Annotated in this window: 20 protein-coding genes and 1 pseudogene; 17 read left to right on the top strand and 4 right to left on the bottom strand. The window is 70.5% G+C overall.

What is annotated here, in order from left to right; all coding sequences use genetic code 11:
* The first annotated feature begins 231 nt into the window (after nucleotides 1-231).
* From RLT59_RS08425 to RLT59_RS08415, 3 genes are all read left to right on the top strand, one after another.
* Entirely contained in the window at nucleotides 232-858 is a 627-nt protein-coding gene (locus RLT59_RS08425; protein WP_311302840.1) for a TetR/AcrR family transcriptional regulator, read from the top strand.
* Nucleotides 859-998: 140 nt separating this feature from the next.
* Entirely contained in the window at nucleotides 999-1,709 is a 711-nt protein-coding gene (locus RLT59_RS08420) for a ribonuclease HII (protein ID WP_311302839.1), read from the top strand.
* Between the two features lie 60 nt (nucleotides 1,710-1,769).
* Nucleotides 1,770-2,390 (top strand): hypothetical protein, encoded by a 621-nt coding sequence (locus RLT59_RS08415; protein ID WP_311302838.1) that lies wholly within the window; start codon nucleotides 1,770-1,772, stop codon nucleotides 2,388-2,390.
* Nucleotides 2,391-2,589: 199 nt separating this feature from the next.
* On the opposite strand, the gene RLT59_RS08410 is transcribed toward RLT59_RS08415, so the two are convergent.
* Nucleotides 2,590-3,222: a hypothetical protein gene (locus tag RLT59_RS08410; protein ID WP_311302837.1), complete on the bottom strand. Its 633-nt coding sequence runs from the start codon at nucleotides 3,220-3,222 to the stop codon at nucleotides 2,590-2,592.
* Between the two features lie 217 nt (nucleotides 3,223-3,439).
* Nucleotides 3,440-5,611, bottom strand: coding sequence for a RecQ family ATP-dependent DNA helicase (locus tag RLT59_RS08405; RefSeq protein WP_311302836.1), 2,172 nt, complete (start codon nucleotides 5,609-5,611; stop codon nucleotides 3,440-3,442).
* 111 nt (nucleotides 5,612-5,722) lie between these two features.
* On the opposite strand from RLT59_RS08405, the gene RLT59_RS08400 reads away from it, so the two are divergent.
* The 6 genes from RLT59_RS08400 to RLT59_RS08375 all read left to right on the top strand — a co-directional run bounded on the left by RLT59_RS08400 (nucleotide 5,723) and on the right by RLT59_RS08375 (nucleotide 14,160).
* Nucleotides 5,723-7,024 (top strand): DUF4192 domain-containing protein, encoded by a 1,302-nt coding sequence (locus RLT59_RS08400; protein ID WP_311302835.1) that lies wholly within the window; start codon nucleotides 5,723-5,725, stop codon nucleotides 7,022-7,024.
* 153 nt (nucleotides 7,025-7,177) lie between these two features.
* Nucleotides 7,178-7,942 carry an NUDIX hydrolase gene (locus RLT59_RS08395; RefSeq protein WP_311302834.1) on the top strand — a complete coding sequence of 255 codons (765 nt, stop codon included), beginning with the start codon at nucleotides 7,178-7,180 and terminating at the stop codon, nucleotides 7,940-7,942.
* A gap of 369 nt (nucleotides 7,943-8,311) precedes the next feature.
* The gene (locus RLT59_RS08390) at nucleotides 8,312-10,264 is read left to right on the top strand and encodes an ATP-binding cassette domain-containing protein (RefSeq protein ID WP_311302833.1); all 1,953 of its coding nucleotides are present in this window, start codon (nucleotides 8,312-8,314) and stop codon (nucleotides 10,262-10,264) included.
* A gap of 181 nt (nucleotides 10,265-10,445) precedes the next feature.
* Nucleotides 10,446-11,330 (top strand): FadR/GntR family transcriptional regulator, encoded by an 885-nt coding sequence (locus RLT59_RS08385; RefSeq protein WP_311307649.1) that lies wholly within the window; start codon nucleotides 10,446-10,448, stop codon nucleotides 11,328-11,330.
* A 321-nt stretch (nucleotides 11,331-11,651) separates the two neighbouring features.
* Nucleotides 11,652-13,199 (top strand): RNA polymerase sigma factor, encoded by a 1,548-nt coding sequence (locus RLT59_RS08380; RefSeq protein ID WP_073737783.1) that lies wholly within the window; start codon nucleotides 11,652-11,654, stop codon nucleotides 13,197-13,199.
* 130 nt (nucleotides 13,200-13,329) lie between these two features.
* On the top strand, nucleotides 13,330-14,160 hold the full coding sequence (locus RLT59_RS08375) for a S1 family peptidase (RefSeq protein ID WP_311302832.1): 831 nt from the start codon (nucleotides 13,330-13,332) through the stop codon (nucleotides 14,158-14,160).
* Nucleotides 14,161-14,262: 102 nt separating this feature from the next.
* Here RLT59_RS08375 and RLT59_RS08370 read toward each other — a convergent pair whose 3' ends face one another.
* Nucleotides 14,263-14,496 carry a DUF7455 domain-containing protein gene (locus RLT59_RS08370; protein ID WP_024489001.1) on the bottom strand — a complete coding sequence of 78 codons (234 nt, stop codon included), beginning with the start codon at nucleotides 14,494-14,496 and terminating at the stop codon, nucleotides 14,263-14,265.
* Nucleotides 14,497-14,934: 438 nt separating this feature from the next.
* Here RLT59_RS08370 and RLT59_RS08365 point away from each other — a divergent pair, with 438 nt between their 5' ends.
* The 7 genes from RLT59_RS08365 (at nucleotide 14,935) to RLT59_RS08335 (ending at nucleotide 23,376) form a co-directional block, all read left to right on the top strand.
* The gene (locus RLT59_RS08365) at nucleotides 14,935-17,055 is read left to right on the top strand and encodes a DNA gyrase/topoisomerase IV subunit B (protein WP_311302831.1); all 2,121 of its coding nucleotides are present in this window, start codon (nucleotides 14,935-14,937) and stop codon (nucleotides 17,053-17,055) included.
* A gap of 175 nt (nucleotides 17,056-17,230) precedes the next feature.
* A complete protein-coding gene (locus tag RLT59_RS08360; protein ID WP_311302830.1) occupies nucleotides 17,231-17,740 on the top strand; it encodes a CcdC protein domain-containing protein in 510 nt (169 codons plus the stop codon).
* Entirely contained in the window at nucleotides 17,737-18,900 is a 1,164-nt protein-coding gene (locus RLT59_RS08355) for a sensor histidine kinase (protein WP_311302829.1), read from the top strand. The genes RLT59_RS08360 and RLT59_RS08355 overlap by 4 nt, the downstream gene beginning before the upstream one ends.
* The gene (locus RLT59_RS08350) at nucleotides 18,897-19,574 is read left to right on the top strand and encodes a response regulator transcription factor (RefSeq protein WP_311302828.1); all 678 of its coding nucleotides are present in this window, start codon (nucleotides 18,897-18,899) and stop codon (nucleotides 19,572-19,574) included. The genes RLT59_RS08355 and RLT59_RS08350 overlap by 4 nt, the downstream gene beginning before the upstream one ends.
* Nucleotides 19,575-19,705: 131 nt before the next feature.
* On the top strand, nucleotides 19,706-20,149 hold the full coding sequence (locus RLT59_RS08345) for a DUF485 domain-containing protein (RefSeq protein WP_311307648.1): 444 nt from the start codon (nucleotides 19,706-19,708) through the stop codon (nucleotides 20,147-20,149).
* Nucleotides 20,146-21,738 (top strand): monocarboxylic acid transporter, encoded by a 1,593-nt coding sequence (locus tag RLT59_RS08340; RefSeq protein WP_311302827.1) that lies wholly within the window; start codon nucleotides 20,146-20,148, stop codon nucleotides 21,736-21,738. The genes RLT59_RS08345 and RLT59_RS08340 overlap by 4 nt, the downstream gene beginning before the upstream one ends.
* 618 nt (nucleotides 21,739-22,356) lie before the next feature.
* Nucleotides 22,357-23,376, top strand: coding sequence for a LacI family DNA-binding transcriptional regulator (locus RLT59_RS08335; RefSeq protein ID WP_311302826.1), 1,020 nt, complete (start codon nucleotides 22,357-22,359; stop codon nucleotides 23,374-23,376).
* Nucleotides 23,377-23,405: 29 nt separating this feature from the next.
* On the opposite strand, the gene RLT59_RS08330 is transcribed toward RLT59_RS08335, so the two are convergent.
* On the bottom strand, nucleotides 23,406-24,770 hold the full coding sequence (locus RLT59_RS08330) for a citrate/2-methylcitrate synthase (protein ID WP_311302825.1): 1,365 nt from the start codon (nucleotides 24,768-24,770) through the stop codon (nucleotides 23,406-23,408).
* 112 nt (nucleotides 24,771-24,882) lie between these two features.
* Here RLT59_RS08330 and RLT59_RS08325 point away from each other — a divergent pair.
* Nucleotides 24,883-26,033, top strand: a pseudogene (locus tag RLT59_RS08325) (citrate/2-methylcitrate synthase).
* Nucleotides 26,034-26,048 lie beyond the last annotated feature (15 nt).

Genomic DNA, 26,048 nt, shown 5'->3' with positions numbered 1-26,048 from the left:
ATCCCCCACAAGTGAATTAGTGAACGGACTCGTTCACTGTTCCGGTAACGGTAATGAATCCCCCTCAGTGAACGCAAGCGTTCACTGAGTCCGCTGCCGTCCGGTCATGCCCGGTACCGCCGCCCGGCCGGGGACTGCTCGGTCCCGTCCGGCCCCCGCATGCCGCCCTGTTCCGCCGTGCCTCCCCGGCCGGCGCGGGTGCGGCGAACCCGTTTCGATGGAGAGAAACTCATGGATACTTCGCGATCGGCAGCCGCCGCCCGGCCGCCGGTGGTGTCCCTTCGCCGCCGGGGCTCCGTGCTGGAACGCGCGATCCTCGAAGCCGTGCTGGAGCGGCTGAGCACGGTCGGCTGGAACGGGCTCACGATGGAGGGCGTCGCCGCGGGGGCCCAGACCGGGAAGGCGGCGATCTACCGGCGATGGCCCTCCAAGGAGGACCTGGTCGCCGACGCGTTGCGCCGTGCGCTGCCGCCGATGGGAGACGCGCCCGACTCCGGCAACGTCCGTGACGATCTTTATCAGCTGTGCCGGACGCTGCGGGACGGGATGCTCTCCAAGTCCGGCACCGCGCTGCGATCGGTCCTTCACGAATGTGACGCGAGCACGGCCGAACGGTTCCAGTCGGTGATCCTCCACAGTGTGATCGCGCCGTCGACCGACCTCATCCGGGAAGTGGTGAGCCGTGGGGTCGAACGGGGAGAGGTCCGGCCCGACGCCTTGCGCGGGCTGGCCTTCGACGTGATCCCCGCGATGATGATGTACCGCAGCAAGGTGTGCGGCAGCGAATGGAGTGACGGCGACATCGCTGAGCTGATCGATCAGGTCGCGATGCCGTTCTTCCGCTCCGGCGCCCGCTGACAGCCCCCGCCGGACGCGGTTCCGGGCCTCTGCGGGCGAGGGTGCCGTGACCGGTCCGGCGGCGCGGCGCCGGACGGCGGCGGCCGGCACGTGCCCCGGGGTGTTCCCGGCCGCCGCATCGGCGTACGCTTGCTGGCGCCATGCCGTATGAACCACCCACGCACACCGTCGAGCGCTCATTGCGCGCCACCACCGGTGCCAGGACCGTCGCCGGTGTCGACGAGGTCGGGCGCGGAGCGTGGGCGGGTCCGGTCACCGTGTGTGCCGCCGTCACCGGTCTCCGCAGACCGCCCGCCGGGCTCACCGACTCCAAGCTGATCAGCCCCAAGCGCCGCGCGGAGCTCGCGCCGCTGCTGGAGCGATGGGTCACCGCGTTCGGACTCGGTGACGCCTCGCCGCAGGAGATCGACGAACTCGGGATGACCGCCGCTCTGCGGCTCGCGGCCGTCCGCGCCCTGGAGGCGCTGCCGGTACGCCCGGACGCGGTGATCCTTGACGGCAAGCACGACTACCTGGGCTCACCCTGGCAGGTCCGTACCGTCATCAAGGGCGACCAGTCCTGTGTGGCGGTGGCGGCGGCCTCGGTGATCGCGAAGGTTCGCAGGGACACGGTGATGGCCGAACTCGGCGCGGAATCCGGTGAGTACGAGGACTTCGCGTTCGGTGCCAACGCCGGCTACCCGTCCCCCGTGCACAGGGCCGCACTGGAGGAGCGGGGCCCGACGGCCCACCACCGCCTCTCGTGGTCCTACCTCGACGCGCTGCCCAGGTGGCAGCACCTCAAGAAGGTCCGCTTCTCCGCCGAGGCGGCCGCACTGGAAAGCGGGGGCCAGCTCGGCTTCGACTTCTGATCGCACACACGTACCCACCCGCTGATGGCTTGTGCGTCAGCGTTTGATAGACAACCACCCATGCCTCTCATCCCCGAGGAGCCTCAGATTCACGAGAGCGCCCAGGGTCCCCGCGCCACTCCGGCCACCGGCCGCACCGCGTCGACCCCTCGTCCCGTACCCGGCCCGCGTACAGCGGCCATGCCGCGCCCCGGTCGTCCGGGTCCCGGTCCCGCGCGGCCAGCGCCCCCGGCGCAGCGCCCGCGCCCTGCCCCCGTCCGGCCCGAGGCCGCCGCGCCGGAGAATCGTTCCGCGCCGCAGCTCCAGCTGATCCCCGCCCCCGCCGACGGCGCGCTCGCCGCCGCCGACGAGGCGGTGGACCTGCTGCTCGACTCCGGTCGGGCTCCCGGCGACATCCTGGTGCTCACCACGGCCGAGCAACACCCCTGGGCGACGCACGAGCTGTCCTTCGGCGAGGCCGCCTATTGGGCTCAGCACGAAGCCTGCGACGACGTGTTCTTCGCCGGAGCCGCTGCCGTGGACCGGGTGAAGTCCCGGCCGGTGGTGATCATCGCGGTGAACGGTGCCGTCGATGACGCCGCTACCCGTGCGCTGGCCACCGCGAGGCGGAGCGCCGGAGTCCTGCTGATCGTCTGTGGTGACCCGCAGCAGGTCAACGCGGTGCTCGGCGCGGGCGTCTGACCGCAGCACGATCGGGCCGGGGGTGGCTGCTGAGCCCAGCCCCGGCCTCTCGTCGGCCCATTCTCCGGGGACCTGCTCCGCGGCGCCCCAGCTGCTGGCGCCCGGCTGCTGGGGCCGCCGGTTGGTGACCCGGTCTGTTGGTGATCCTGCCTGTTGGTGGCCCGGTCGTCCGCGAGGGCGGCCGGGCCCGCGGCAGGGGTCAGCGGGCCACGCTGCGGTGCAGTGCCTGGGCCGCGCCGCCGCCGGTGCGCGACGGGGCGGCCGGATCCTGGTCCAGCGCGGTGTCCGCGAGAGCCGCAGGCCGAGACGTGGAGCTGGGACGACGGCCACCCCTGCCCTCGCCCAGCACCTGCCAGCCACCAGTGGTCAGCGTGATGTACGCGCCGCACCTCAGGCCGTGCAGGGTGCAGGCGTCCCGCAGCCCCCACATCCACGCCCCGTCCTCCTCCGTCCAGCGCTCGTCCCCCTCGCGGCAGTAGAGAAGTACTGCGGTACGGACGGGCGTACGGCGGCGGAGATCGTGCGGGATGACCCGGCGCAGATGCGCCAGCAGCGCGTTACGGAATTCCCAGCCGTCCGCCGTCACCGAGCGGCGGGCGAACGAGGCACTGGCCGTCAGTCGTTCCTCGTGATCGAGCACGGCTACGACGGCGGTCGCCGGAGTCGGCCGGTGCCTGGCGTGCAGGCCGCTGACGACCTCGCGCGGGCTGCGCAGCAGCGGTATGCCCGCCGCGGCCCACTCGGCCGGTTCGAGTATCCGGGCAAGGCGGTTGGCGGAGTCGGCGGCTGCCGACATGGAAGTGGCTGCGGACGGAGCGAATCCGAAGGTCACGGTCCTCCCTTCGCATACGCGCCCACGATGCGGGCAGGGTCGGGTGAGGGCGCGCCGTGGCACAGCCCTTCCGGGCCGGGAAAGAACTGTGCGGGGAGCGAGTCCAATTCTCCCTGGCGTATCGGCAGGCGGCAACGAGCAATTGGCGCAGCTGACGGTAATCAGCTGGAATGACACGGATATCCCTGCCCAATCGGGCCCCGGCTGACGCCACCTGTCACGCCTGAACAGCGAGGACCAGCGGAAACACCGCGTCAGCGCCGGCCCGTCGCAACAACCGGGCCGTCACGGCGAGCGTCCATCCGGTGTCCGAGAGATCGTCCACGAGCAGCACGGGACCGTGGGCCTGCGCCAGGGCCTCGGCCAGCTCGGTTCCCACGACGAGCGTCTCGTGCAGAGCCCGGACACGATGCGCGCTGTTGGTCTGCGAGATCCGGATCCCGTCGGCCTCCGGGGCATGGCCGACGCTGCCGAGGAACGGCATCCGCCCGACCTCCGCGATACGGCTGCCGAGCGACTGGACGAGCTGCGGTCTGCTGTGCGAGGCGATGGTGACCACACCGACCGGCCGGGGCATGGCGTCCGCCGCACCGGATGCCCACCCGCCGGGCCCCTTGGCCCAGTCGGCCAGCACGGTCACCACCGCGTCGACCACATCGTCGGGCACCGGTGTGTCCGGTGCCTGCGGCGCCAGCATGGGGCGCAGCCTGTTGCCCCAGCCGATGTCGGACAGCCGGCCCAGCGCGCGTCCGATTCCGGACAGCTCCCCCGCGGGGATACGGCCCTTGAGATCGACGCCCACCGCGGCGAGACCGGTCGGCCACATCTTGCGCGGCTCCACCTCGACACCCGGCCTGCGCAGCTCACCCTGGGCGGTGTCCAGCGCGGCCGAGGAGACGCCCTGGTCGAAGCGTGCTCCGGCGCAGTTGTCACAGCGCCCGCAGGCAGTCGCCTCCTCGTCGTCGAGCTGGCGGCGCAGGAACTCCATCCGGCAGCCGTCCGTCGTGGCGTAATCGCGCATCGCCTGCTGCTCGGCGGCCCGTTGGCGGGCGACCCAGGCATAGCGCTCCGTGTCGTAGACCCAGGGCTCTCCCGTGGCGACCCAGCCGCCCTTGACCCGGTGGACGGCCCCGTCGACATCGAGGACCTTGAGCATGGTCTCCAGCCGCGTGCGCCGCAGGTCGACCAGGGGTTCCAGGGCGGGCAGCGAGAGCGGGCGGCCTGCCTGGGCGAGGACGTCGATCGTGCGCCGGACCTGATCCTCCGGCGGGAAGGCGACCGAGGCGAAGTACTGCCAGATCGCCTCGTCCTCTTTGCCTGGAAGTAGCAGTACTTCCGCGTGTTCTACACCTCGGCCCGCACGGCCCACCTGCTGGTAATAGGCGATGGGGGAGGAGGGTGAGCCCAGGTGCACGACGAATCCGAGGTCGGGCTTGTCGAATCCCATGCCCAGCGCGGAAGTTGCCACCAGTGCTTTGACGCGGTTGGCAAGCAGATCGTCCTCCGCCTGCTGCCGCTCGGCGTTCTCGGTACGGCCGGTGTAGGAGGCGACGGTGTGCCCGCACTGACGGAGATAGGCGGTGATCTCCTCCGCCGCGGCGACCGTCAGGGTGTAGATGATCCCCGAACCGGGCAGCTCCTTGAGGTGATCACCGAGCCAGGCCAGCCGGTGGGCTGCGTTGGGGAGCCGCAGCACACTGAGGCTGAGGCTCTCGCGGTCCAGCGGTCCGCGCAGCACGAGGGCGTCCGTACCCGCTCCGGTGCCCAGCTGCTCCGCGACGTCCGCTGTTACGCGGGCGTTGGCCGTGGCGGTGGTCGCGAGTACCGGTACGCCCGAGGGCAGATCGGCGAGCATGGTCCGAAGGCGCCGGTAATCGGGGCGGAAGTCATGGCCCCAGTCGGAAATGCAGTGCGCCTCGTCGACCACGAGCAGCCCGGTCGCGGCGGCGAGCCTGGGCAGGACCTGGTCCCGGAAGTCCGGATTGTTGAGCCGCTCCGGGCTGACCAGCAGTACGTCCACCTCTCCGGCGGCCACTTCGGCCTGGACGGTGTCCCACTCCTCTGTGTTGGACGAATTGATCGTGCGGGCGCTGATGCCGGCTCGGGCCGCGGCCGCGACCTGGTTGCGCATCAGGGCCAGCAGGGGCGAGACGATGACGGTCGGGCCGCTGCCCTGCGCCCGCAGGAGCGAGGTGGCGACGAAATATACGGCTGACTTGCCCCAGCCGGTCCGCTGGACGACCAGCGCTCTGCGCTTGTCGGCGACCAGCGCCTCAATGGCTCGCCACTGATCCTCGCGCAGCCGGGCGGTGCCGGAGGCGTCCCCGACGAGTCGGGCCAGTACGGAGTCGGCCGAAGCCCTGAGCTCTGCGCGGTCTGCGTTGGTCATTCCCCCATGCAACCCGATGGGTACGACAAACCGCGAACGACCGCGCTGCCCCTGTGGATAACTTATCCACAGGGGGTCGCGGATTCTTGCCCGGCACGAGACCGTCATCCCATGAACAAGCACCACGAATCCACCGGTCCCTCCGACGAGCAGCAGATCACCCTGCGAGGCCCGGCCGAGCTGGCCGACGCCCTCCCGTATCTCATGGGATTCCATCCGAACGACAGCGTGGTCATGGTCGCCCTGCACGGTGGCCGGGGCCGCTTCGGCGGGCGGCTCAGGCTCGGCATCCCGCAGTCCGCGCAGGAGTGGCCGTCGGTTGCCGAGCAGCTCGCGGAATGCCTGATCAAGGGGAGCGAGCGGCGTGGCGACCGGCCCGACGCGATCGTCGTCTTCCTCTGCCAGGACCCGGCCGACGGAGAGACCGGCAACCAGATCATGGAGCGGCTCCGGCCCTTCGCCCAACGACTGCGCACGGCCTGTGGAGCACTGGACGTGCCGGTGCTCGAAGCGCTCTGCATCTCCGACGACCGCTACTGGTCCTACTGCTGCCCCGATGCCCGGTGCTGCCCGGCCGACGGCACCCCGCTGGCCGTGCCCGGCACCTCGGTCATGGCGGCGGCAGCCACCTACGCGGGCGTTCAAGTACGGGGATCGCTGCGGGAGATGGAGGCGAGGCTGACGCCCCTGGCGGCCACGGCGAGCAGCGGGCAGCAGCAGGCGCTCGACCGGGCGGGGTCCGCGCTGCTGCCGAAGCTTCTCGACGAGGAGGGCCGCAAGGAGGTCGGAGGATCGACGCTGAAGCTCGCCCGGCAGCTCATGAAACGCCTCGGGGAGGCACCGGCTGCGATGCCCTCGCTGTCCGACCTCAACGACGACCGGCTGATCAGCCATGAGGAGGCCGCAGCGGTGATTCTCGGCCTCCAGGACCGGGAGACCCGCGACAGGGCCGCCGAGTGGATGGAGGGGCCCGAGGCCGAGTCCGCGCTGAGGCTGTGGCGGGCGCTGGCGCGCCGCTGTGTCGCACCGTACGTGGAGCACGCTGCCGCTCCGCTCACCCTGGCGGGCTGGGTCGCCTGGTCCACGGGGGACGAGCCGGCCGCGCGGGTCGCGCTGGGCCTCGCTCTGCGGCTGGACCCCGGATACACGTTCGCCCAGCTGCTGCACGAGGCCTGCAACCAGGGCCTCGATCCGGAGACGCTGCGACGGTGCCTGCGCGGTGAACGCGCCACAAGGACAGTACGGCGCGGTCGCGGCACGGGACGGGTCGCGGGGGCCCGTTCCGTACGGGCGCACGCGGCCGGGCGGCGCCGGCCACGACAGGGCTCCGCCGGGCCCAGCGCGGCGACGGACCGGCGCCGCGCCGGACACCCCCGGACGCAGGGCCGCCGGGGGTCCAGGACCCGTCGATGACGGCGGACGCCGTACGGGCGGCCGGCTCCTGGACTGCGGGGCGCGGGGGAGCACGGGACGGGGCGCCTCCGGAGCGGCCCTGCCGGTGCGGGGACGGATGAAGAGCGCGACGAAAGGAGTGTTTATCGTCAGGCAGACGACTATGATCACGGCATGCCGCCCTACGACCCGTCGACCTTCCCGCCCTTCGCCGTCACCGTCGACCTGGTCGTTCTCACGGTCCGCCGTCATGCGCTCTGCGCGCTGGTGGTGCGCCGAGGCGAATCGCCGTTTCAGGGCAGGTGGGCGCTGCCCGGCGGCTTCGTCAAAGCCGATGAGGATCTCGGGGCCGCCGCGGCGCGTGAGCTCGTCGAGGAGACCGGGCTCTCGGCGCACGACCCGGTGGTTCCCGCTGTCGGGAACGGCGCTCACCTCGAACAGCTCGCCACCTACGGGGACCCGGGGCGCGATCCGCGGATGAGGGTCGTCAGCGTCGCCCATCTGGCGCTGGCCCCCGACCTGCCGGCGCCCAGGGCGGGCGGGGACGCGAACAGTGCCCGCTGGGCACCGGTCGGTGACCTGCTCGGACCCGAGGGTGGATACGGCCGCGACGGTGAACACCCGGCGCCGCTGGCCTTCGATCACGCGCGGATCCTGGCCGACGGTGTGGAGCGGGCCCGCTCCAAGATCGAGTACTCCTCGCTGGCCACCGCTTTCTGTCCGCCGGAGTTCACGGTCGGGGAGCTGCGCAGGGTGTACGAAGCCGTCTGGGGTGTCGTGCTCGACCCGAGGAACTTCCACCGCAAGGTGACAGGCACCCCCGGGTTCCTGGTGCCTTCCGGCGGCACGACCACCAGGCAGGGCGGCCGTCCCGCGCAGCTGTTCCGGTCGGGCGCGGCCACCGTACTCAACCCACCGATGCTCCGGCCCGAGGTCTGATCCCGCTGCGGCGGGGCGAGTCCCCGCCGCAGCTGTACGGGCGATGCGCGTCCGCACAGGCGAGGCACGCCCGTACGCGGCGCGTGCCCGTGCCCCCGATCCGTGCCCGGCCAGCCGATGCATGTCCGTGCACCCGATGCGTGCCCGGTCCACCGATTCATGTCCGTGCACCTGATGTGTCTCCGGCCAGCCGATGCGTGGCCGGGCGGCGTGTGTGCCCGTGTGCCGGATGCGCGGGTCGCTGGGATTCACGTGGAGGTGAGGCCGGAACGCCGTAGAAGCAGTGTTGCGCAAAAAGTCGGATATATCGGGTTATCTTTCTGCGGTACCCACTGCCGTCGAGCGGTGTCACCTCGTGCGAGAGAAGCGATGCTCCAGGCCATCGGACTCACCAGCGCCAGCCACCGCGGACTCCCGCCCGCTGTGGACGACCTCACGTTCGAGGCCGGCTCCGGCTGCGTCACCGCCCTGCTGGGCGCGCGGGGTTCCGGCAAGACCGCGGCCCTGCGGCTGATGCTCGAACTGGATCCCGGCCGGGGAATCACCTACTTCCGGGGCAGAGCCCTGCATCGCGTCGCACAACCCGCCCGCGAAGTGGGAGTGGTCCTCGGGGACGTGCCGGGCCACCCGGTCCGCACCGCCCGGGGACAGCTCCGCATGCTCTGTGCCGCGGCGGGCGTACCGGCGTCCAGGGCCGACGAACTCCTCGACACCGTTGGCCTCGCCGGGCTCGGTGACCAGCGCATCGCCTCGCTCTCCCCGGGCATGGACCGCAGGCTGGCCCTTGCTTCCGCGCTGCTCGGCGACCCGCACACGCTCATCCTCGACGAACCCGCGGAAGGCCTCGACGCGCGAGAGGCCGACTGGCTGCACGGGGTGCTGCGATCCCACGCGGCCAGGGGCGGCACCGTGCTGTACACCACCAGCGACGCCAAGGAGGCCGCGAGGGCCGCGGGGCAGGTGGCGGGGCGGGTGGTGTCCATCGACGGCGGACGGCTCGTCGCGGATCAGGACGTCGTCGAATTCGCCCGCACCCGGCTCCGCCCCCGCGTCGCGGTCCGTTCCCCGCACGCCGCCCGGCTTGCCGCGGTCGTCAGCCGCGAGGCGAGGGCGGCCCGGCGCTCCGTCGAGGTCGTCACCGAGGCGAGCAGCAGCCGGCTCTCCGTCTACGGCAGCAGCTGCGCGGAGATCGGGGACACGGCGTTCCGGCACGGGCTTCCCGTTCACCAGCTCGCGGACGAAGTCGGAGACACGGGACCGGTCGTCAGCGAGGTGGCTCCCGGAGGCCCCGCCTCCCGCACGACCAGGTCCGGCGCGACCGCGCACAACGGGGCGGCAGCCACCCGAACCCGGCCGGACGGATCAGGTCCCGACGGAGCCGGGGTCGACGGATCAGGCCCCGACAGAGCCGGGATCGACAGGTCACGCCCCGACAGAGCCGGGGCCGACGGATCAGGCCCCGACGGCGTCGGGACGGCCAGGGCGGAGGGCTCACCGGCCCCGAACGCCGCTGGGCCCGGCCTGCCGCCGCCGATCAGGCGGCGTCCCGCCCGTGGTCCGCTGCGCCCGGTGCGCTACGAACTGCGCCGCCTCTTCGGGGTCAGGACCACGGCACTGATCATGGCCGTCGCCCTGGTCGCGTCGGCCGGGATCTCCGTGCTGCTCGCCCGCGATGGCCGTACGCCGCTGCCCACCGTGCTTGCCTCCTGGCCATCGCTGCTCCCGCTGCCGCCCGCCGCGATCTGCGCTGGGCTGCTCGGGGCGCTCTCCTTCGGTGACGAGTTCCGGTATCCCGCGCTCGCCGCCGGCCGCGGCACCGTACCCCGCCGCCTCGGGCTGCTCCTCGCCAAGCTGGTGGTGTCCGCGGGGGTGGCCCTGCTGCTCGCCCTGCTTGTCGTACTGGCCTCCGCGGCGTCTCTTCGCCTCGTGTACGGCGGCGACTTGATCCGGATTCCGCCGAATGTGATCTCGCTGGGCGTGAGTTGGTCCGGCCTGACCGTCGGCTGCGCCTGGGCCGGACTGCTGGCCGCCGGAATCTTCCGGGTCACGGCGGCGGGTGTCGCCGCGGTGCTCGCCGTTCCGGTGCTGATGGTTCCTCTCGTCCAGCGGATGCCGAAGGCGCCGACCGCCCGTTCGATGGCCGGACTTCCGGGACGGCTGCGGGAACTGGCCTGGCCCTACTGGCCGCACGAGACTGACCGGTGGGTGCTGGCCGCGATGCGGGTGGTGGCCCATCCGGTGGGGACCGCGTTGGCCCTGTCGTTGTCGGTCCTCATCTGCGCGTATCTGTTCACCAGCGTTCGCGGCAGGGTGCGTTGGTGATCGCGCGGTGGCACCGGATCGCCAAAAGTCCCACAACTCCATTTGAATTGCCCGTTTTATAACAATAAGGCGTCAATTGGGAAGCGGGTGCCGATCACCCTTTCGTGTGCTTTTCACCAAAGACCTCAAGGGGTGGCTGAGCCGCGCCGACAAAGGATGCGTGAGTACCCTTGCGCACACCATGATGACCGCCGCCCGCTCTGCCGACTCCGGCCTCGCCGGCTCGGGCGAACTCGACCGTTACCCCTACGCGGACGCGCCGGCCGGCGAGCGTGCCGCCACTCGTTCCTGGAGCGGTACCGACAATGAGCTCGGCAGGGTGGGCCGACGGGGATCGGCCAGCCGTGGCCGAGGCCTGCACGGCCAACTTGTCCAGCAGCTCGGACAGATGATCGTCTCCGGAGACCTGGGCGCGGACCGCCCTCTGGTCCCGGAGGAGATCGGTCAGCGATTCGAGGTCTCCCGCACCGTCGTACGGGAGTCGCTGCGTGTGCTGGAGGCGAAGGGGCTGGTGAGCGCCCGCCCCAATGTGGGCACCCGGGTCAGGCCTGTCAGTGACTGGAATCTGCTCGACCCCGACATCATCGAATGGCGTGCCTTCGGCCCGCAGCGCGACGACCAGCGCCGCGAGCTGAACGAGCTCCGGTGGACGATCGAGCCGCTGGCCGCCAGCCTCGCTGCGGGCCATGGCCGGGATGATCTTCAGCAGCGCCTCGCCGACATGGTCGAGATCATGGGGCACGCGCTCGGGCAGGGCGACGTGATCACCTGCGCCCGCGCCGACGCGGAGTTCCACGCCCTGCTGATCCAGGCCGCGGGCAACCGCATGCTGGAGCACCTCTCCGGCATCGTTTCCGCCGCCCTGCACGTCTCGGGTGGGCCGGTGACCGGTTGTGACCGGCCGAACGAGGGATCGCTCGGCCATCACGCGCGGATCGTCGACGCCCTCGCGTCCGGCGACTCTGCGGGCGCCGAATCAGCCATGCGCCAGCTGCTTGCGGGCCCACTGGAGCTGGAGACGGAGTCGGCCGAACCGGTGGTGCCGGCGCCGCGCGAGCAGCACTGAGCGCGGCACTTGGCGGGTGTGCCGGCCGTGTGCCGCCGGGCCCCGCGGTCCGGCGGCACAATTGTGGGGGGATGTCGCCCCTGGTCGCGTTCGCCGGAAATGGGGTGTGACTCGGGCCACGCGGATTGGGCGTAACACTCCTCGAAACAGCGCGATGACTTAAGAGGTGACCGCCGCGGAAGGAATACAGCAGCCAATCAGTGTGCTGTGCAGTTCTGAGGCATAGCCCGCGCCGTTGGCACATTCCCAGCCGACGGTCGTCGGTTCAGCCCTCTCCTGGGCCGGGCCGGAAGCCGTTTCCATCGTTCCGAGAGGTTGTTCGTGTCGGCCAGCACATCCCGTACGCTCCCGCCGGAGATCGCCGAGTCCGAATCTGTGATGGCGCTCATCGAGCGGGGAAAGGCTGATGGGCAGATCGCCGGCGATGACGTGCGTCGGGCCTTCGAGGCTGACCAGATTCCGCCAACCCAGTGGAAGAACGTTCTGCGCAGCCTCAACCAGATCCTCGAGGAAGAGGGTGTGACGCTGATGGTCAGTGCCGCGGAGCCGTCGAAGCGCGCCCGCAAGAGCGTCGCAGCCAAGAGCCCGGTCAAGCGCACCGCTACCAAGACTGTCGCGGCCAAGACGACCGTGACGCGGACCGTCGCGGCCACCGCCGCCCCGTCCGCCGAGACCGTGGACGTGGTGGCCGATGACGCCACCGCGGCCGCCCCCGCGAAGAAGGCGGCAGCCAAGAAGACGGCTGCCAAGAAGACCGCCGTGAAGAAGACGGCGGCCAAGAAGACCGCGTCGAAGAAGGCCGGCAAGCAGGACGACGAGGCCCTCGACGGCGACGACGCGGCCGAGGAAGTCAAGGCCGGCAAGGGTGAGGAAGAGGAGGGCGAGGGCGAGAACAAGGGCTTCGTCCTCTCCGACGACGACGAGGACGACGCACCTGCGCAGCAGGTCGCCGTCGCCGGCGCCACGGCCGACCCGGTCAAGGACTACCTGAAGCAGATCGGCAAGGTCCCGCTCCTCAACGCCGAGCAGGAGGTCGAGCTTGCCAAGCGCATCGAGGCGGGCCTGTTCGCCGAGGACAAGCTGGCGAACTCCGACAAGCTCGCGCCGAAGCTCAAGCGCGAGCTGGAGATCATCGCCGAGGACGGCCGCCGCGCCAAGAACCACCTGCTGGAGGCGAACCTCCGTCTCGTGGTCTCGCTGGCCAAGCGGTACACCGGCCGCGGCATGCTCTTCCTGGACCTGATCCAGGAGGGCAACCTGGGTCTGATCCGCGCCGTCGAGAAGTTCGACTACACCAAGGGCTACAAGTTCTCCACGTACGCCACCTGGTGGATCCGGCAGGCGATTACCCGCGCCATGGCGGACCAGGCCCGCACCATCCGTATCCCGGTGCACATGGTCGAGGTCATCAACAAGCTCGCGCGCGTGCAGCGCCAGATGCTCCAGGACCTGGGCCGCGAGCCCACCCCGGAGGAGCTGGCCAAGGAACTCGACATGACCCCCGAGAAGGTCATCGAGGTCCAGAAGTACGGCCGTGAGCCGATCTCCCTCCACACCCCGCTGGGTGAGGACGGGGACAGCGAGTTCGGTGACCTGATCGAGGACTCCGAGGCGGTCGTCCCGGCCGACGCGGTCAGCTTCACGCTCCTCCAGGAGCAGCTGCACTCGGTGCTCGACACGCTTTCCGAGCGTGAGGCCGGTGTGGTCTCCATGCGCTTCGGTCTGACCGACGGACAGCCGAAGACGCTGGACGAGATCGGCAAGGTCTACGGCGTGACGCGTGAGCGCATCCGCCAGATCGAGTCCAAGACCATGTCGAAGCTGCGTCACCCGTCGCGTTCGCAGGTGCTGCGCGACTACCTCGACTAGGTCGGGGAGTACCCGGAACGAGGGCTCGCATCCCATGGGGATGCGAGCCCTCGGCCTATGTGGGGGTGCGGATCGGCGTCAGCGCGATGACTCTGGGTAGGCATGGTCCATCACAGAGTCAGGAGTACGTATGTCCCGTACCGTCGTCCGCACCATGACCGGGGCTCTCGCCCTCACCGCCGCCGCGGCCGTGATACCGCTCGCCTCCCCCGCTTCGGCGGTCGCGGACAGCATCGTCATCGGGGGTCAGCCCGCCCAGATCAAGGACAGCCCCTGGGTGGTGGCGCTCTCCAGCCGCAGCCGCTTCGGGGATACCCGCGCCGGCCAGTTCTGCGGCGCCGTGGCGGTGGGGCCGAAGAAGGTGCTCACGGCCGCGCACTGCCTCAGCCGCGAGGCGCTCGGCACCGATGTCGGCCAGGTGCGCGATCTGCGGATCATCTCCGGGCGGAACGAGCTGAACGGTTCCGGCGGCAAGGAGATCGCGGTGAGCGGGACGTGGGTCAACCCCGGGTTCGACGCCACCACCAACAGCGGGGACGTCGCCGTGCTGACGCTGGCCGAAGCACTGCCCGAGCAGGACGTGATCCCGATGGCCGAAGCCGGTGACGCCGGGTACCAGGCGGGTACCGCCGCGGTCGTCTACGGGTGGGGTGACACCACGGGCAACGGTGACTACGCCTCGTCACTCAGGTCGGCGAAAGTGAGCGTTCTGCCGGACAGCTCGTGCGAGGAGGCCTACCCGGGCGGCAGGAACGGCACGTACGAGGCCTCAGCGATGCTCTGTGCGGGCGAACCGCAGGGCGGGTACGACGCATGCCAGGGCGACAGCGGAGGGCCCCTGGTGGCCCATGGGCGGCTTGTGGGGCTGGTGTCCTGGGGGGCCGGCTGCGGTCAGGCGGGGAGCCCAGGGGTCTATACGCGGATTTCCGCCGCCATCGGGTGGATGGCGGACGCCGACTGAGTCACCGGCTCCGGGTACGAGAACGGGCGGCTCCCTCCGGTGGAGGGAGCCGCCCGTCGGTCGGTACAGGACCGGCCCCTGGCTCGTCGTGGATGCGAGGTCTCAGTGTTGTTCCTCTTCGGCGGCTTGGGCCTGCACGGCCGTCAGTCGGTCCGTCTCATCCTGTATTTCCGCGGCGATCTTCTTGAGTTCCGGCTCGAACTTGCGTCCGTGGTGGGCGCAGAAGAGCAGTTCACCGCCACTGATGAGGACGACGCGCAGATATGCCTGGGCGCCGCAACGGTCACAGCGGTCTGCTGCGGTCAGCGGGCTCGCGGGGGTCAGAACAGTAGTCACGTCGCCTCTTCTCTAGCTCGACGAGCTGTCGTACCAGGGTCAACATCCAACCAGGCCGAAAACGTTCCCGCTCGTGGCTTTTCTTCGAAACTTCTTCTCAGGAAGGCTGTCTGTTGCCGGTTCGCGGCGAATGTGCCGTATTGCGTAGCGCTACGGTTTCGCATTGCTTGTCTTGGTCGGTCCGTCCGACCGGCTGGCTTGCCGGCTTGTTCATGAGGACGTGCCCGGAGCCTAAATGGTTCATGCCTGGAAGGGAACGTGATGTGCACGTCACTCCGACGAGGGATCGAACATGTATGCGAGGCTGGACTAGTGTGAGGGTTCTCCTGGGGTGGCGTTACACCCGCTCTACCAGGCCTCGGTACCCTCTCAGCGGCAACCGAAGCCGAGCCCGTTACCCACTGGGCCCCAAATGAAATTCAGCGAGGAGCGAACCGCGTGACCGCCGATACGTCCGTGCCGTCCACTGCGCTGCTGACCGGAGCAGACCAAGACGGTTCCAACTACACCGCGCGGCATCTGCTCGTACTCGAGGGGCTCGAAGCGGTTCGCAAGCGCCCCGGGATGTACATCGGGTCCACCGACAGCCGCGGCCTCATGCACTGCCTCTGGGAAATCATCGACAACTCGGTCGACGAGGCCCTCGGCGGCTACTGCGACCACATCGAGGTCATCCTCCACGACGACAACTCCGTCGAGGTCCGTGACAACGGCCGGGGCATCCCGGTCGACGCGGAGCCCAAGACCGGACTGTCGGGCGTCGAGGTCGTGATGACCAAGCTGCACGCCGGAGGCAAGTTCGGAGGCGGCGCGTACGCCGCCTCCGGTGGTCTCCACGGCGTGGGCGCCTCCGTCGTGAACGCCCTCTCCGCCCGGCTCGACGTGGAGGTCGACCTCCACGGCGCGACCCACTCGATCAGTTTCCGCCGCGGGGTCCCCGGCATCTTCACCGAGCAGGGGCCGGAAAGCCCCTTCGACCCGGCCAACGGGCTGCTCAAGGGCAAGCGGGTCCCGAAGGCACGTACCGGAACGAGGGTGCGGTTCTGGGCCGACCGGCAGATCTTCCTCAAGGACGCCAAGCTCAATCTGGACACGCTCTACCAGCGGGCCCGCCAGACGGCCTTCCTCGTCCCCGGCCTCACCATCGTCGTGCGCGACGAGCGAGGCCTGGACGGCGAGGGCAAGACGGAGGAGACGTTCCACTTCGACGGCGGGATCAGCGAGTTCTGCGAGTACCTGGCCCAGGACAAGGCGGTCTGCGACGTCCTGCGCCTGACGGGGCAGGGCACGTTCAAGGAGACCGTGCCCGTGCTCGACGACCGCGGCCACATGACGGCGACCGAGGTCACCCGGGAGCTGGTCGTCGACATCGCGATGCGCTGGGGCACCGGCTACGACACCACCCTCAAGTCCTTCGTCAACATCATCGCCACCCCCAAGGGCGGCACGCACGTGAGCGGCTTCGAACGCTCGGTGACGAAGACGGTCAATGAAGTGCTCCGCTCCGCGAAGATCCTTCGCGTCGCCGAGGACGACATTGTCAAGGACGACGCCCTGGAGGGCCTCACGGCGGTCGTGACCGTGCGGCTGGCGGAGCCCCAGTTCGAGGGGCAGACCAAGGAGGTGCTCGGCACATCCGCGGCCAACCGGATCGTCGCCAGTGTCGTCGCCAAGGAGCTCAAGGCGTTCCTGACGTCCACCAAGCGCGACGCGAAGGCCCAGGCCAGGGCCGTCCTGGAGAAGGCGGTGGCCGCCGCCCGCACCCGGATCGCGGCCCGCCAGCACAAGGACGCGCAGCGCCGGAAGACGGCTCTGGAATCCTCCTCGCTGCCCGCGAAGCTCGCCGACTGCCGCAGCGACGACGTCGAACGCAGCGAGCTGTTCATCGTGGAGGGCGACTCCGCGCTCGGCACCGCCAAACTGGCCCGGAACAGCGAGTTCCAGGCCCTGCTGCCGATCCGGGGCAAGATCCTCAACGTTCAGAAGGCATCCGTCTCCGACATGCTGAAGAACGCCGAGTGCGGCGCGATCATCCAGGTCATAGGAGCAGGGTCCGGACGAACCTTCGACATCGCCGCCGCGCGCTACGGCAAGATCGTGCTGCTGGTCGACGCCGATGTGGACGGCGCCCACATCCGCATCCTGCTGCTGACGCTCTTCCAGCGGTACATGCGGCCGATGGTCGAGGCGGGACGGGTCTTCGCCGCGGTGCCCCCGCTGCACCGGATCGAGCTCGTCCAGCCGAAGAAGGGCCAGGACAAGTACATCTACACGTACTCGGACAACGAGCTGCGCACGCGGCTGCTGGAGCTCCAGCGCAAGAACGTCCGGTACAAGGACTCGATCCAGCGCTACAAGGGACTGGGCGAGATGGACGCCGACCAGCTTGCGGAGACCACGATGGACCCGCGCTTCCGCACCCTGCGGCGGATCAACATCGGCGATCTGGAATCGTCCGAGCAGGTCTTCGATCTGCTGATGGGCAACGAGGTGGCACCCCGCAAGGAGTTCATCACCAGCTCGGCGGCCACGCTGGACCGCTCCCGCATCGACGTCTGAGTCCGCGGCCCGCAGGACTGGCCCGCACGACCGGCCCGCACGACACCGGAGCCGTCGTCTCCACCCCTGGGCGGAGACGACGGCTCCACCCACGTTCAACCCCTGAGCCGATTCCCTGAACCGGCCGTTTCCGTAGCGTCGGAGTCACAGAACTTCCCGCCATTCGGAGGCTTCCATGTCCGGGCTCGTCAATGTCCTGGTGATCGTCGCGGTCATCGCTCTCGTCGTGGTCCGCCAGTGCTCGGCCCGGCAGATCTCCGGCGACCGGCGCTGGTGGCTCCTGCCCGGCGTCCTGCTCGTCATGGCGCTGCGCGAGCCCGGACTCGTCGACCAGCACCACGAGACGCTCTCCGTCGCCGTCCTGGGAGCCGAGCTGGCCGTCGGGCTGGTCACGGGCGCGGCCTGGGGATGGACGGCCCGGCTGTGGCGCGCCGAGGACGGCTCCCTCTGGAGCAAGGGGACCAGGGCCACCGTCTACGTCTGGACCGGAGGCCTGGTGCTGAGGGCGGCCCTCTACGGGGTGGCCGCGGCGCTGGGCGTACATCAGGGCAGCTCCGCCCTGATGATGGCTCTGGCCGTGACGCTGCTGGTGCGCAGCGGGATCCTGGTGATGAGGTCCGCCGGGATACCGGCGTCGTACGCTGACCGCGCGCCGTTCCGGCAGGCATGGAAGGACCGTGTGTGACACCCGCTTCATGGACGAGCTGGCCAACACGGGAGGCTCTCTCGCGGGAGAAGCGCACCCGTCCGCGGGTCGCCATCACGTGGTCCGTACGGACCGGACTGCTCACCGTGATGCTCTGGGGGACGTTCACGGGCGGACTGTTCGAGCCCTGGGAGATCGCGGTCGGCCTGATCGGGGTGTTCGGCTGCGCGGTGCTCGCGGTGGCCTTCTTCCGGGTCAGCCTGGAGAACCGCCTGTGGCTCTCGCTGGGCACGCTCGCCCTGCTGATGCTGGCGGCGTTCGGGGCACAGGAGGCCGGAGCCAGGGTGCCGGCGGTGGTGCTCTGGTGCGGTTGCGCGGTCACGGCTCTGGAGCGGTTGCCGCTGGTCGCGGGAGTCCCGTCCACGGCGGTGGCGCTCGGTGCGTACGCCTTGGTGAACACCGACAACTGGCTGTCCACGGCCGCGACCACGGCCGGGCTCTGTCTCGCGGGATACGTACTGCGTCTGGACGCCGAGGCCCGGGGAAGCGCGCGGCGGCTTCTCGCGCAGGAGCGGGCCGCGAGGGTGGCGGAGGCCGAGACGGCTGCCCTGGACGAGCGGTCCAGGATCGCCCGGGAGATCCACGACGTGCTCGCCCACAGTCTCTCCGCGCAGCTGGTGCACCTGGAGGCGGCGCGGCTGCTGATCGAGAGGGAGCCCGCGGGGGAGTTCCGGGACCTGGTCCTGCAGCGGGTGGTCGCGGCCCGCTCCATGGCCCGTGAGGGGCTTGCGGAGACCCGCCAGGCGCTCTCCGCCCTGCGCGGCGAGGTGTCCCCGGTGGAGGATTTCCTGCGGCAGCTGGTGGCGGCCGAGCCGGCCGAGGTCAGGGTGGAGGGGGAGCGCCGGGCGCTGACCGCCGAGGTCTCGCAGACGGTGCGGCGCGTCGCACAGGAGGCGCTGACCAATGTGCGCAAGCACGCGCCCGGCGCCCGGGTGCTCGTCCGGCTGGAGTACCTGCCGGACGGGATCGCCCTGGAGGTCAGTGATTCGGGGGGTGAGAGTCCTGGGAGCGACCTCGCTGTCAGTGGCTCCGGATACGGTCTGCTGGGGATGCGGGAGCGCGCCGAACTGCTCGGCGGCACGCTGGAGGCCGGTCCTGGCGAGGAGGGGTTCGTGGTGAATCTGCGGGTGTCCGCGTGACCGCGCGGGTGGTGGTGGCGGACGACCAGTCGGTGGTGCGCGAGGGAATCGTCATGCTGCTGGGCCTGCTGCCCGGGATCGAGGTGGTCGGATCGGCGAAGGACGGGGAGGAGGCCGTCGCCCTGGTGGCTGAGCATGCCCCGGACGTGGTCCTGATGGACCTGCGCATGCCCCGCTGCGACGGCGTGGAGGCGACGCGCCGGATCCGCGAGGACCATCCCGCCACCCAGGTCGTCGTGCTCACGACCTTCGCCGAGGACGATTCGCTCTTCCCCGCACTCCGGGCGGGGGCCCGCGGCTATCTCACCAAGGACGCGGGGGGAGACGAGATCGTGCGGGCCATCAAGGCGGTGCTCTCGGGCGAGGCCGGGCTCTCGCCCGCCGTGCAGCGCCGGCTCCTGGAGCAGGTCACCACGGGGCCGTTGCCACTGGCCGCGGGCACTGAGCCGGAGCTGCCCGACGGGATGACCCCGCGCGAGGCGGAGGTGCTCGTCCTGATCGCCGAGGGGATGTCCAACGCGGAGATCGCCCGCAGCCTGCACATCTCCCAGGCCACCGTGAAGAGTCACATCAACAACCTGTTCGCCAAGGCGGGGCTCCGTGACCGCGCCCAGGCGGTCCGCTATGCGTACGTTCGAGGGCTCGCACAGCCGCCCGGCGCATCCTTCACCTGAAGAGGTGAAGTCTCGCGAATGAAGTGCCCGGGATCTTCCCCATCTGACCATTCTTGGATACGCGGCCGAAGTGGACCGTGGACAAGGGGAGTTGTTCGGTGGAGAAGGAAGCAGGGCACGAGTCCGCAGCGGTGCGACTCGACGACCCTTGGTACGACGCGCTCGCCTCCGGCTGGGGGGAACTGGACAGTACGGGAAGCTTCGCGCCCGCCGGGACAGCTGATTCCGTGCTGCCGCAGCGCGGCCACAGTGCGGCGGACATCTACCTGGAGGTACAGCGCAGCGAAGCCTTCCAGGAGGTGCGGCGCCGGTACCGGCGCTTCATCGTCCCCGCCACCCTCGCGTTCTTCGTCTGGTACCTCGCCTACGTGGTCATGGCGGTCACCGCGCCCGGCCTGATGGCAAGACCCGTGGCCGGTGCGGTCAACGTCGCCATGGTGGCGGGGCTCGGACAGTTCCTCACGACGTTCCTGCTCACCGGTGCGTACGCGCGGCACGCGCGGCTGCGCAGGGACCGGGCAGCGCTCGATCTGCGCTGGGAGACACAGGAGATGACGCGGGGGGCCGCGCGTTGAACGGGAATCACCAGACCCTGGCGCTGCTGCTGTTCAGTGTCTTCATCGCCGTGACACTCGGCATCACCACCTGGGTGAGCCGCAACCGGCACGGTTCCGCCGAGGAGTTCTACGCGGGCGGCCGGCTGTTCTCGCCCATGGAGAACGGTTTCGCCATCGCCGGCGACTACATGTCGGCCGCGTCCTTCCTCGGTATTTCCGGTCTGATCGCCCTCTTCGGCTACGACGGCATGCTCTACTCGGTCGGCTTCCTGGTCGCCTGGCTCGTCGTGCTGCTGCTCGTCGCGGAACTCGTCCGCAACTGCGGCCGGTTCACCCTGGCCGATGTGGTGGCGGCGCGGATGGCCGAGCGGCCGGTCCGGATCGCGGCGGGGACGTCCTCCGTCACGGTCTCCGTCCTCTACCTCGTGGCACAGATGGTGGGCGCGGGGAGCCTGGTGGCGCTGCTGTTCGGCAGCACGAGCGGGGCCGCCCGGTCCTGGACCGTCATCGGTGTCGGGGCGCTCATGGTGATCTACGTGTCGCTCGGCGGTATGCGCGCCACCACCTGGATCCAGATCGTGAAGGCCGTCCTGCTGATGGCGGGCACAATCGTGCTCACCGTGCTCGTCCTGGTGCACTTCCACGGCAATGTCAACGAGCTGCTCAACTCCGCCGCCGACCGCAGCGGCAACCGCAAGAAGTTCCTCTCGCCCGGTCTCCGGTACGGCGGCACCTGGACGGCACGCGTCGACTTCATCAGCCTCGGCCTGGCACTGGTGCTCGGCACGGCCGGGCTGCCGCACATCCTGTCGCGGTTCTACACCGTGCCCACCGCCCGTGCGGCACGCCGGTCGGTCGTCTGGTCGATCGGCCTCATCGGCAGCTTCTACCTGATGACGATCGTGCTCGGATTCGGGGCGGCGGCGCTGGTCGGCACAGCGGACGTACGGGCCTCGAATCCCGCTGGGAACACGGCTGTTCCCCTGCTGGCCTTGGTGCTCGGCGGTGGCGAGGGATCCACCGGGGGAACGATTCTGTTCGCCGTCGTCGCCGCCGTGGCCTTCGCGACCATCCTGGCCGTCGTCGCCGGAATCACGCTGGCCTCCTCGGCCTCCGTCGCCCACGACCTCTACGCCTCGCTCCGTCGCCCGGGTTCCAGGCAGCGCAGCGAGGTTGCCGTGGCCAGGGTCGCGGCGGCGGGGATCGGGGTGGCCGCCATCGGACTCGGCCTGCTCGCCCAGGACCTGAACGTGGCCTTCCTGGTGGGCCTGGCCTTCGCGGTCGCGGCGTCCGCGAATCTGCCCGTGCTCCTCTACTCGCTGTTCTGGCGGAACTTCACCACGCGCGGCGCGGTCTGGTCGGTCTACGGAGGCCTGATCCCCGCCGTGCTGCTCGTTGTCCTCTCCCCGGTCGTCTCGGGCAGCGCCACCTCGCTCTTCCCCGGCGTGGACTTCCAGCTCTTCCCGCTGGAGAACCCGGGCCTGGTCTCGATCCCGCTGGGGTTCCTGGCCGGCTGGATCGGTACGGTCACCTCGAAGGAACCGCCGGACGCGGCCAAGCATGCGGAGACCGAGGTCCGCGCGCTGACCGGCGCCGGCGCCGTCTAGGGCCTGTCTTCAAACTGCCGTCTGCCGGGCGACGCCATGCACGCACTCTCGCCGCACCGGCCCCAGACCCCGGTACGGTCCAGTACAGGGGACTGGGGCCGGCACGCCGAGAAATGGGGTCTCCCCTGCTCGAACGAAGCCGAGAGCTTGGGGAAGCACCTGACGCCGCCCGGCCGCCCTTCGGGCAACGACGGCAATTTGAAGACAGACCCTAGGGCCTCTCGTTCGGATCGGGCCGGCTCCAGGATCCGCCCGCCCGGGGATGGCCCGTAGGACCAGCGATCCGGCCAATCCGGCCGGGCGGCGGTGCGTTGTACAAGGGCCGATGGGTTGTACGAGGGCCGGTCGATGGGCCCCGCCCGGTCGTCGAGTTGTGCGGTGAGGGGTGCCGGAAAGAGACTGGCGGCGAGTACGGTGACGCTGTTGGCGACGGTCGGCCCGCATGGGCTGTACCTGCGGGAACCCCACTGGGACCGCTGAGCGGGCGCGGTGTCTCCGCCGGCCGGCGGGCGGCACGCTCAGCTTGGAGACGGTGCGAAGCGCTCCGGGGCCTCCCGAGATTGTCTCGTTTCCAGCTCCACGCAATCCGCTTGCGCTTCTTGCGCTAATCTTGCACACATGACGCGACGACTTGCTCAGGTGGCACAAAAGGTTGGAGTCAGCGAGGCCACGGTCAGCCGGGTGCTCAACGGCAAGCCAGGAGTCTCCGACGCCACGCGGCAGGCCGTCCTGTCCGCGCTGGACGTGCTCGGTTACGAGCGGCCGACCCAACTGCGCGGCGAGCGGGCCCGGCTGGTCGGCCTGGTCCTGCCGGAGCTGCAGAATCCGATCTTCCCCGCTTTCGCCGAGGTGGTCGGGAGCGCGCTCGCCCAGCAGGGCCTCACGCCCGTCCTGTGCACCCAGACCAAGGGGGGCGTCTCCGAGGCGGAGTACGTCGAACTGCTCCTGCAGCAGCAGGTCTCGGGCGTCGTCTTCGCCGGTGGCCTCTACGCCCAGACCGACGCCCCCCACGACCACTACAAGGTGCTGGCCGACCGGAAGATCCCCGTCGTCCTCATCAACGCGGCCATCGACCACCTCGACTTCCCCGGCATCTCCTGCGACGACACCGTGGCCGTCGAACAGGCCTGGCGGCACCTCGTCTCGCTCGGCCACGAGCGCATCGGCCTGGTGCTCGGCCCCTCGGACCACGTGCCCTCGCAGCGCAAGCTGGCCGCCGCCCGGGTGCTCGCGGAGGAGGCCGGTACGACCATGCCGGACAAGTGGGTCGCCAGGGCGATGTACTCCCTGGAGGGCGGGCAGGCGGCCGCCATGCGGCTGCTGGACGAAGGGGTCACCGGCTTCATCTGCGCCAGCGACGTGCTGGCCCTCGGGGCGGTGCGCGCGGCACGCCGCCGCGGCCTCTCGGTGCCCGCGGACGTCTCCGTCGTCGGGTACGACGACTCGGCGTTCATGAACTGCACGGAGCCCCCGCTGACCACGGTCCGCCAGCCGATCGAGGCCATGGGCCGGGCCGCGGTCGAGCTGCTCTCCATGCAGATCGGCGGGCGTACCGTGCCGTCCGACGAGCTGCTCTTCGAGCCGGAACTGGTGGTGCGCGGTTCCACGGCCCGGCCCCCGCGCAACACTTCCCGCTGATCGTCGTTAATTTGCGCCTGGCGAACAGTCTATTGCGAAGGTGATCCTGTGGCATCGGACCGCGGCCGGGGCGGCCGCGGTCCGATGTACTGGCCGATGGGGTGCATCCGCAGCGGGCGCTCCCCGTACTCCTCCAGGGCGTGCGCGATCCACCCCGCCGTCCGGGAGATCGCGAACACGGTCTCGCCCGCCTCCGCGGCCATGCCGGAGGAGACGGACAGCACCGCGAGCGCCATATCGACATTCGCGTGCATTGGGGCGTGGCGCGCGGTCGTGGCGACCACGTCGCGGGCCGCGGCCAGCGCCGGAGCCGCTCGGGGGATGTCCGCGAGCAGCGCGAACAGCGCGGTGGCCCGCGGGTCCTCGCCGGTGTGGAGCCGGTGGCCCAGCCCCGGCACCCGGCGGCCGGTACGGAGACGGTCCGCGACCACCGGGGCAGCGCCGCCCCGCTCCAGGACCTCGGCCAGCATCCGGTGCGCCAGCCCGCTGGCCACGCCGTGCAGTGGCCCCTCCAGGACTCCGAGCCCGGCCGAGACCACCGCATAGGGGTGGGCCCGCGCCGAGGCCGCGACCCGGGCCGCCAGGGTGGAAGCGGCCGGATCGTGGTCGATCAGCAGCCCGAGAGCGGTGTCCAGCACGTCGAGTGACGGCTCGTCGGCCGGGTGTGCGGTGAGTTTCGGCCACAGCTGATGTGCCAGGCCGGGATCGGCGGCCGTGCCCGCGCAGCCACCTTCGTCCCGGCCCCCGGCCCGGTCCGAGCCCCCCTCCCGCTCCCCGTCCTCGTCCAGGATCCCCGCCCCGCCTGCGTCCACCGTCGGCAGCGCGCCCACCAGCGTCGGGATCAGGCTCCGCGCGCTTCCCAGCACCGCCTCGCGCGACAGGTCGAAACGCAGCGGATCGGCGGCGGCCGCCGCAACGACCGCGACCCGCAGCCGGTCCGTCGGACCGGAGTGTGCCGGCAGCGCGCCCACCGTCCGGCGCGCCGAGGCCAGCGCCTCGCGGGGCGCGGTGAAGTGCGCGCCCGTCCGCAGCTCACCGGTCCAGAGCCACTCGGCGATCTCCTCGTAGGTGTGACGCCGGGCCAGCTCCGTGGCGTCCACACCGCGGAAGCAGTAGCGGTCGCCCTCGATGAGCGTGATGCCGGTCCGGAACGACAGCTCGCCGGCCGGGGAGGCGGGCTCCCTGCGTCCCGTCCGCCGCGCCAGGGCGTCGACCTCCGCCGGGTCGAACGTACTGCCCCGCCCGCCGGGCGCGCGGTTGCTGCTCAGCTGGCCCCGGCTCACGTACGCGTACACCGTCTCGGGCTTCACGCCCAGGCGCTCGGCCGTCTCCCGGGTGGTGAGCCGTTGCGCCGTGCGCTCCGAACCGTCGCCCGCGCCCGCTTGATCCGTCATGGTGCTCACCGTATCCATATTGATTCAATCAACATTGACAGATATTCAGTCAAGTATAGACAGTCGAATCAATGTCAAGAGTCGCAGCACCGGAATGTTCTTGGAGGAAGCAATGACGACCATGACCGGCTCGGCCCCGCTCGACGTCCCCCGCGGTCTCGCGGGTGTCGTCGTCACCGACACGGCTCTCGGGGATGTCCGGGGCCGCGAGGGCTTCTACCACTACCGGCAGTACTCGGCGATCGAGCTGGCGCAGACCCGCAGCTTCGAGGACGTCTGGTACCTGATGACCGAGGGCGAGCTGCGGGTCCGGCCGCCCGCGCCGACTTCGCCACCCGCACCGCCGCCCTGCGCCGGCTGCCCGCAGAGGTACGGGACGCCCTGCCCGCCATAGCCCGCGCGGGCGCCGTCTCCGGCCCGCTCGCGGGGCTGCGCACGGCGCTCTCGCTGCTCGGCGCGTCGGCGGGCTTCCGGCCGGTGTACGACATCGACGCCGACCGGCGCCGCGCCGACGCGCTGACCGCCTGCGCCGCCGTCCCCACCGTGCTCACCGCCCTGCACCGGCTCGGTCAGGGGCTCGAACCGGTGGAACCGCGCGACGACCTGCCCTACGCGGCCAACTACCTCTACATGCTCACCGGTTCCGTGCCGGACGCCGCCCGGGTCAGGGCCGTCGAGCAGTATCTGATCTCCACCGTGGACCACGGTTTCAACGCCTCGACCTTCACCGGCCGGGTCGTCGCCTCCACCGGTGCGGACGTCGCCGCCTGCCTGGTGGCGGGCGTCGGCGCGCTCTCCGAACCGCTGCACGGCGGTGCGCCGAGCCGTGCCCTGGACGCCATCGGGACCCCGGACCGCATCGACGGCTGGATCCGCGAGCGGGTCCTCGCCGGTGACCGGATCATGGGCTTCGGTCACCCGGTCTACCGCACGGAGGATCCCCGCTCCCGCATGCTGCGTTCCATCTCCCAGAGCTTCGGCGGCCCGCTCGTCGACTTCGCCGTCGAGGTGGAACGGCAGGTCGAGGCGATCCTCGCGGAGCTGAAGCCGGGCCGGGAACTGCACACCAACGTGGAGTTCTACGCCGGAGTGGTCATGGAGCTGTGCGGGCTGCCGCGCGAGATGTTCACGCCGACGTTCTGCTCCGCGCGAGTGGTCGGCTGGAGCGCCAATATGCTGGAGCAGGCGGAGGACTCCAAGATCATCCGCCCGGCGGCCCGCTATGTCGGCCCGCCTCCGCCGCAGCCGGTCCCTGCCGCCTGACGTCCCCTGGAAGGG

Source organism: Streptomyces sp. ITFR-6, from assembly GCF_031844725.1.
Classification (GTDB): domain Bacteria; phylum Actinomycetota; class Actinomycetes; order Streptomycetales; family Streptomycetaceae; genus Streptomyces.
This window is presented reverse-complemented; position numbering and strand designations above follow the sequence as displayed.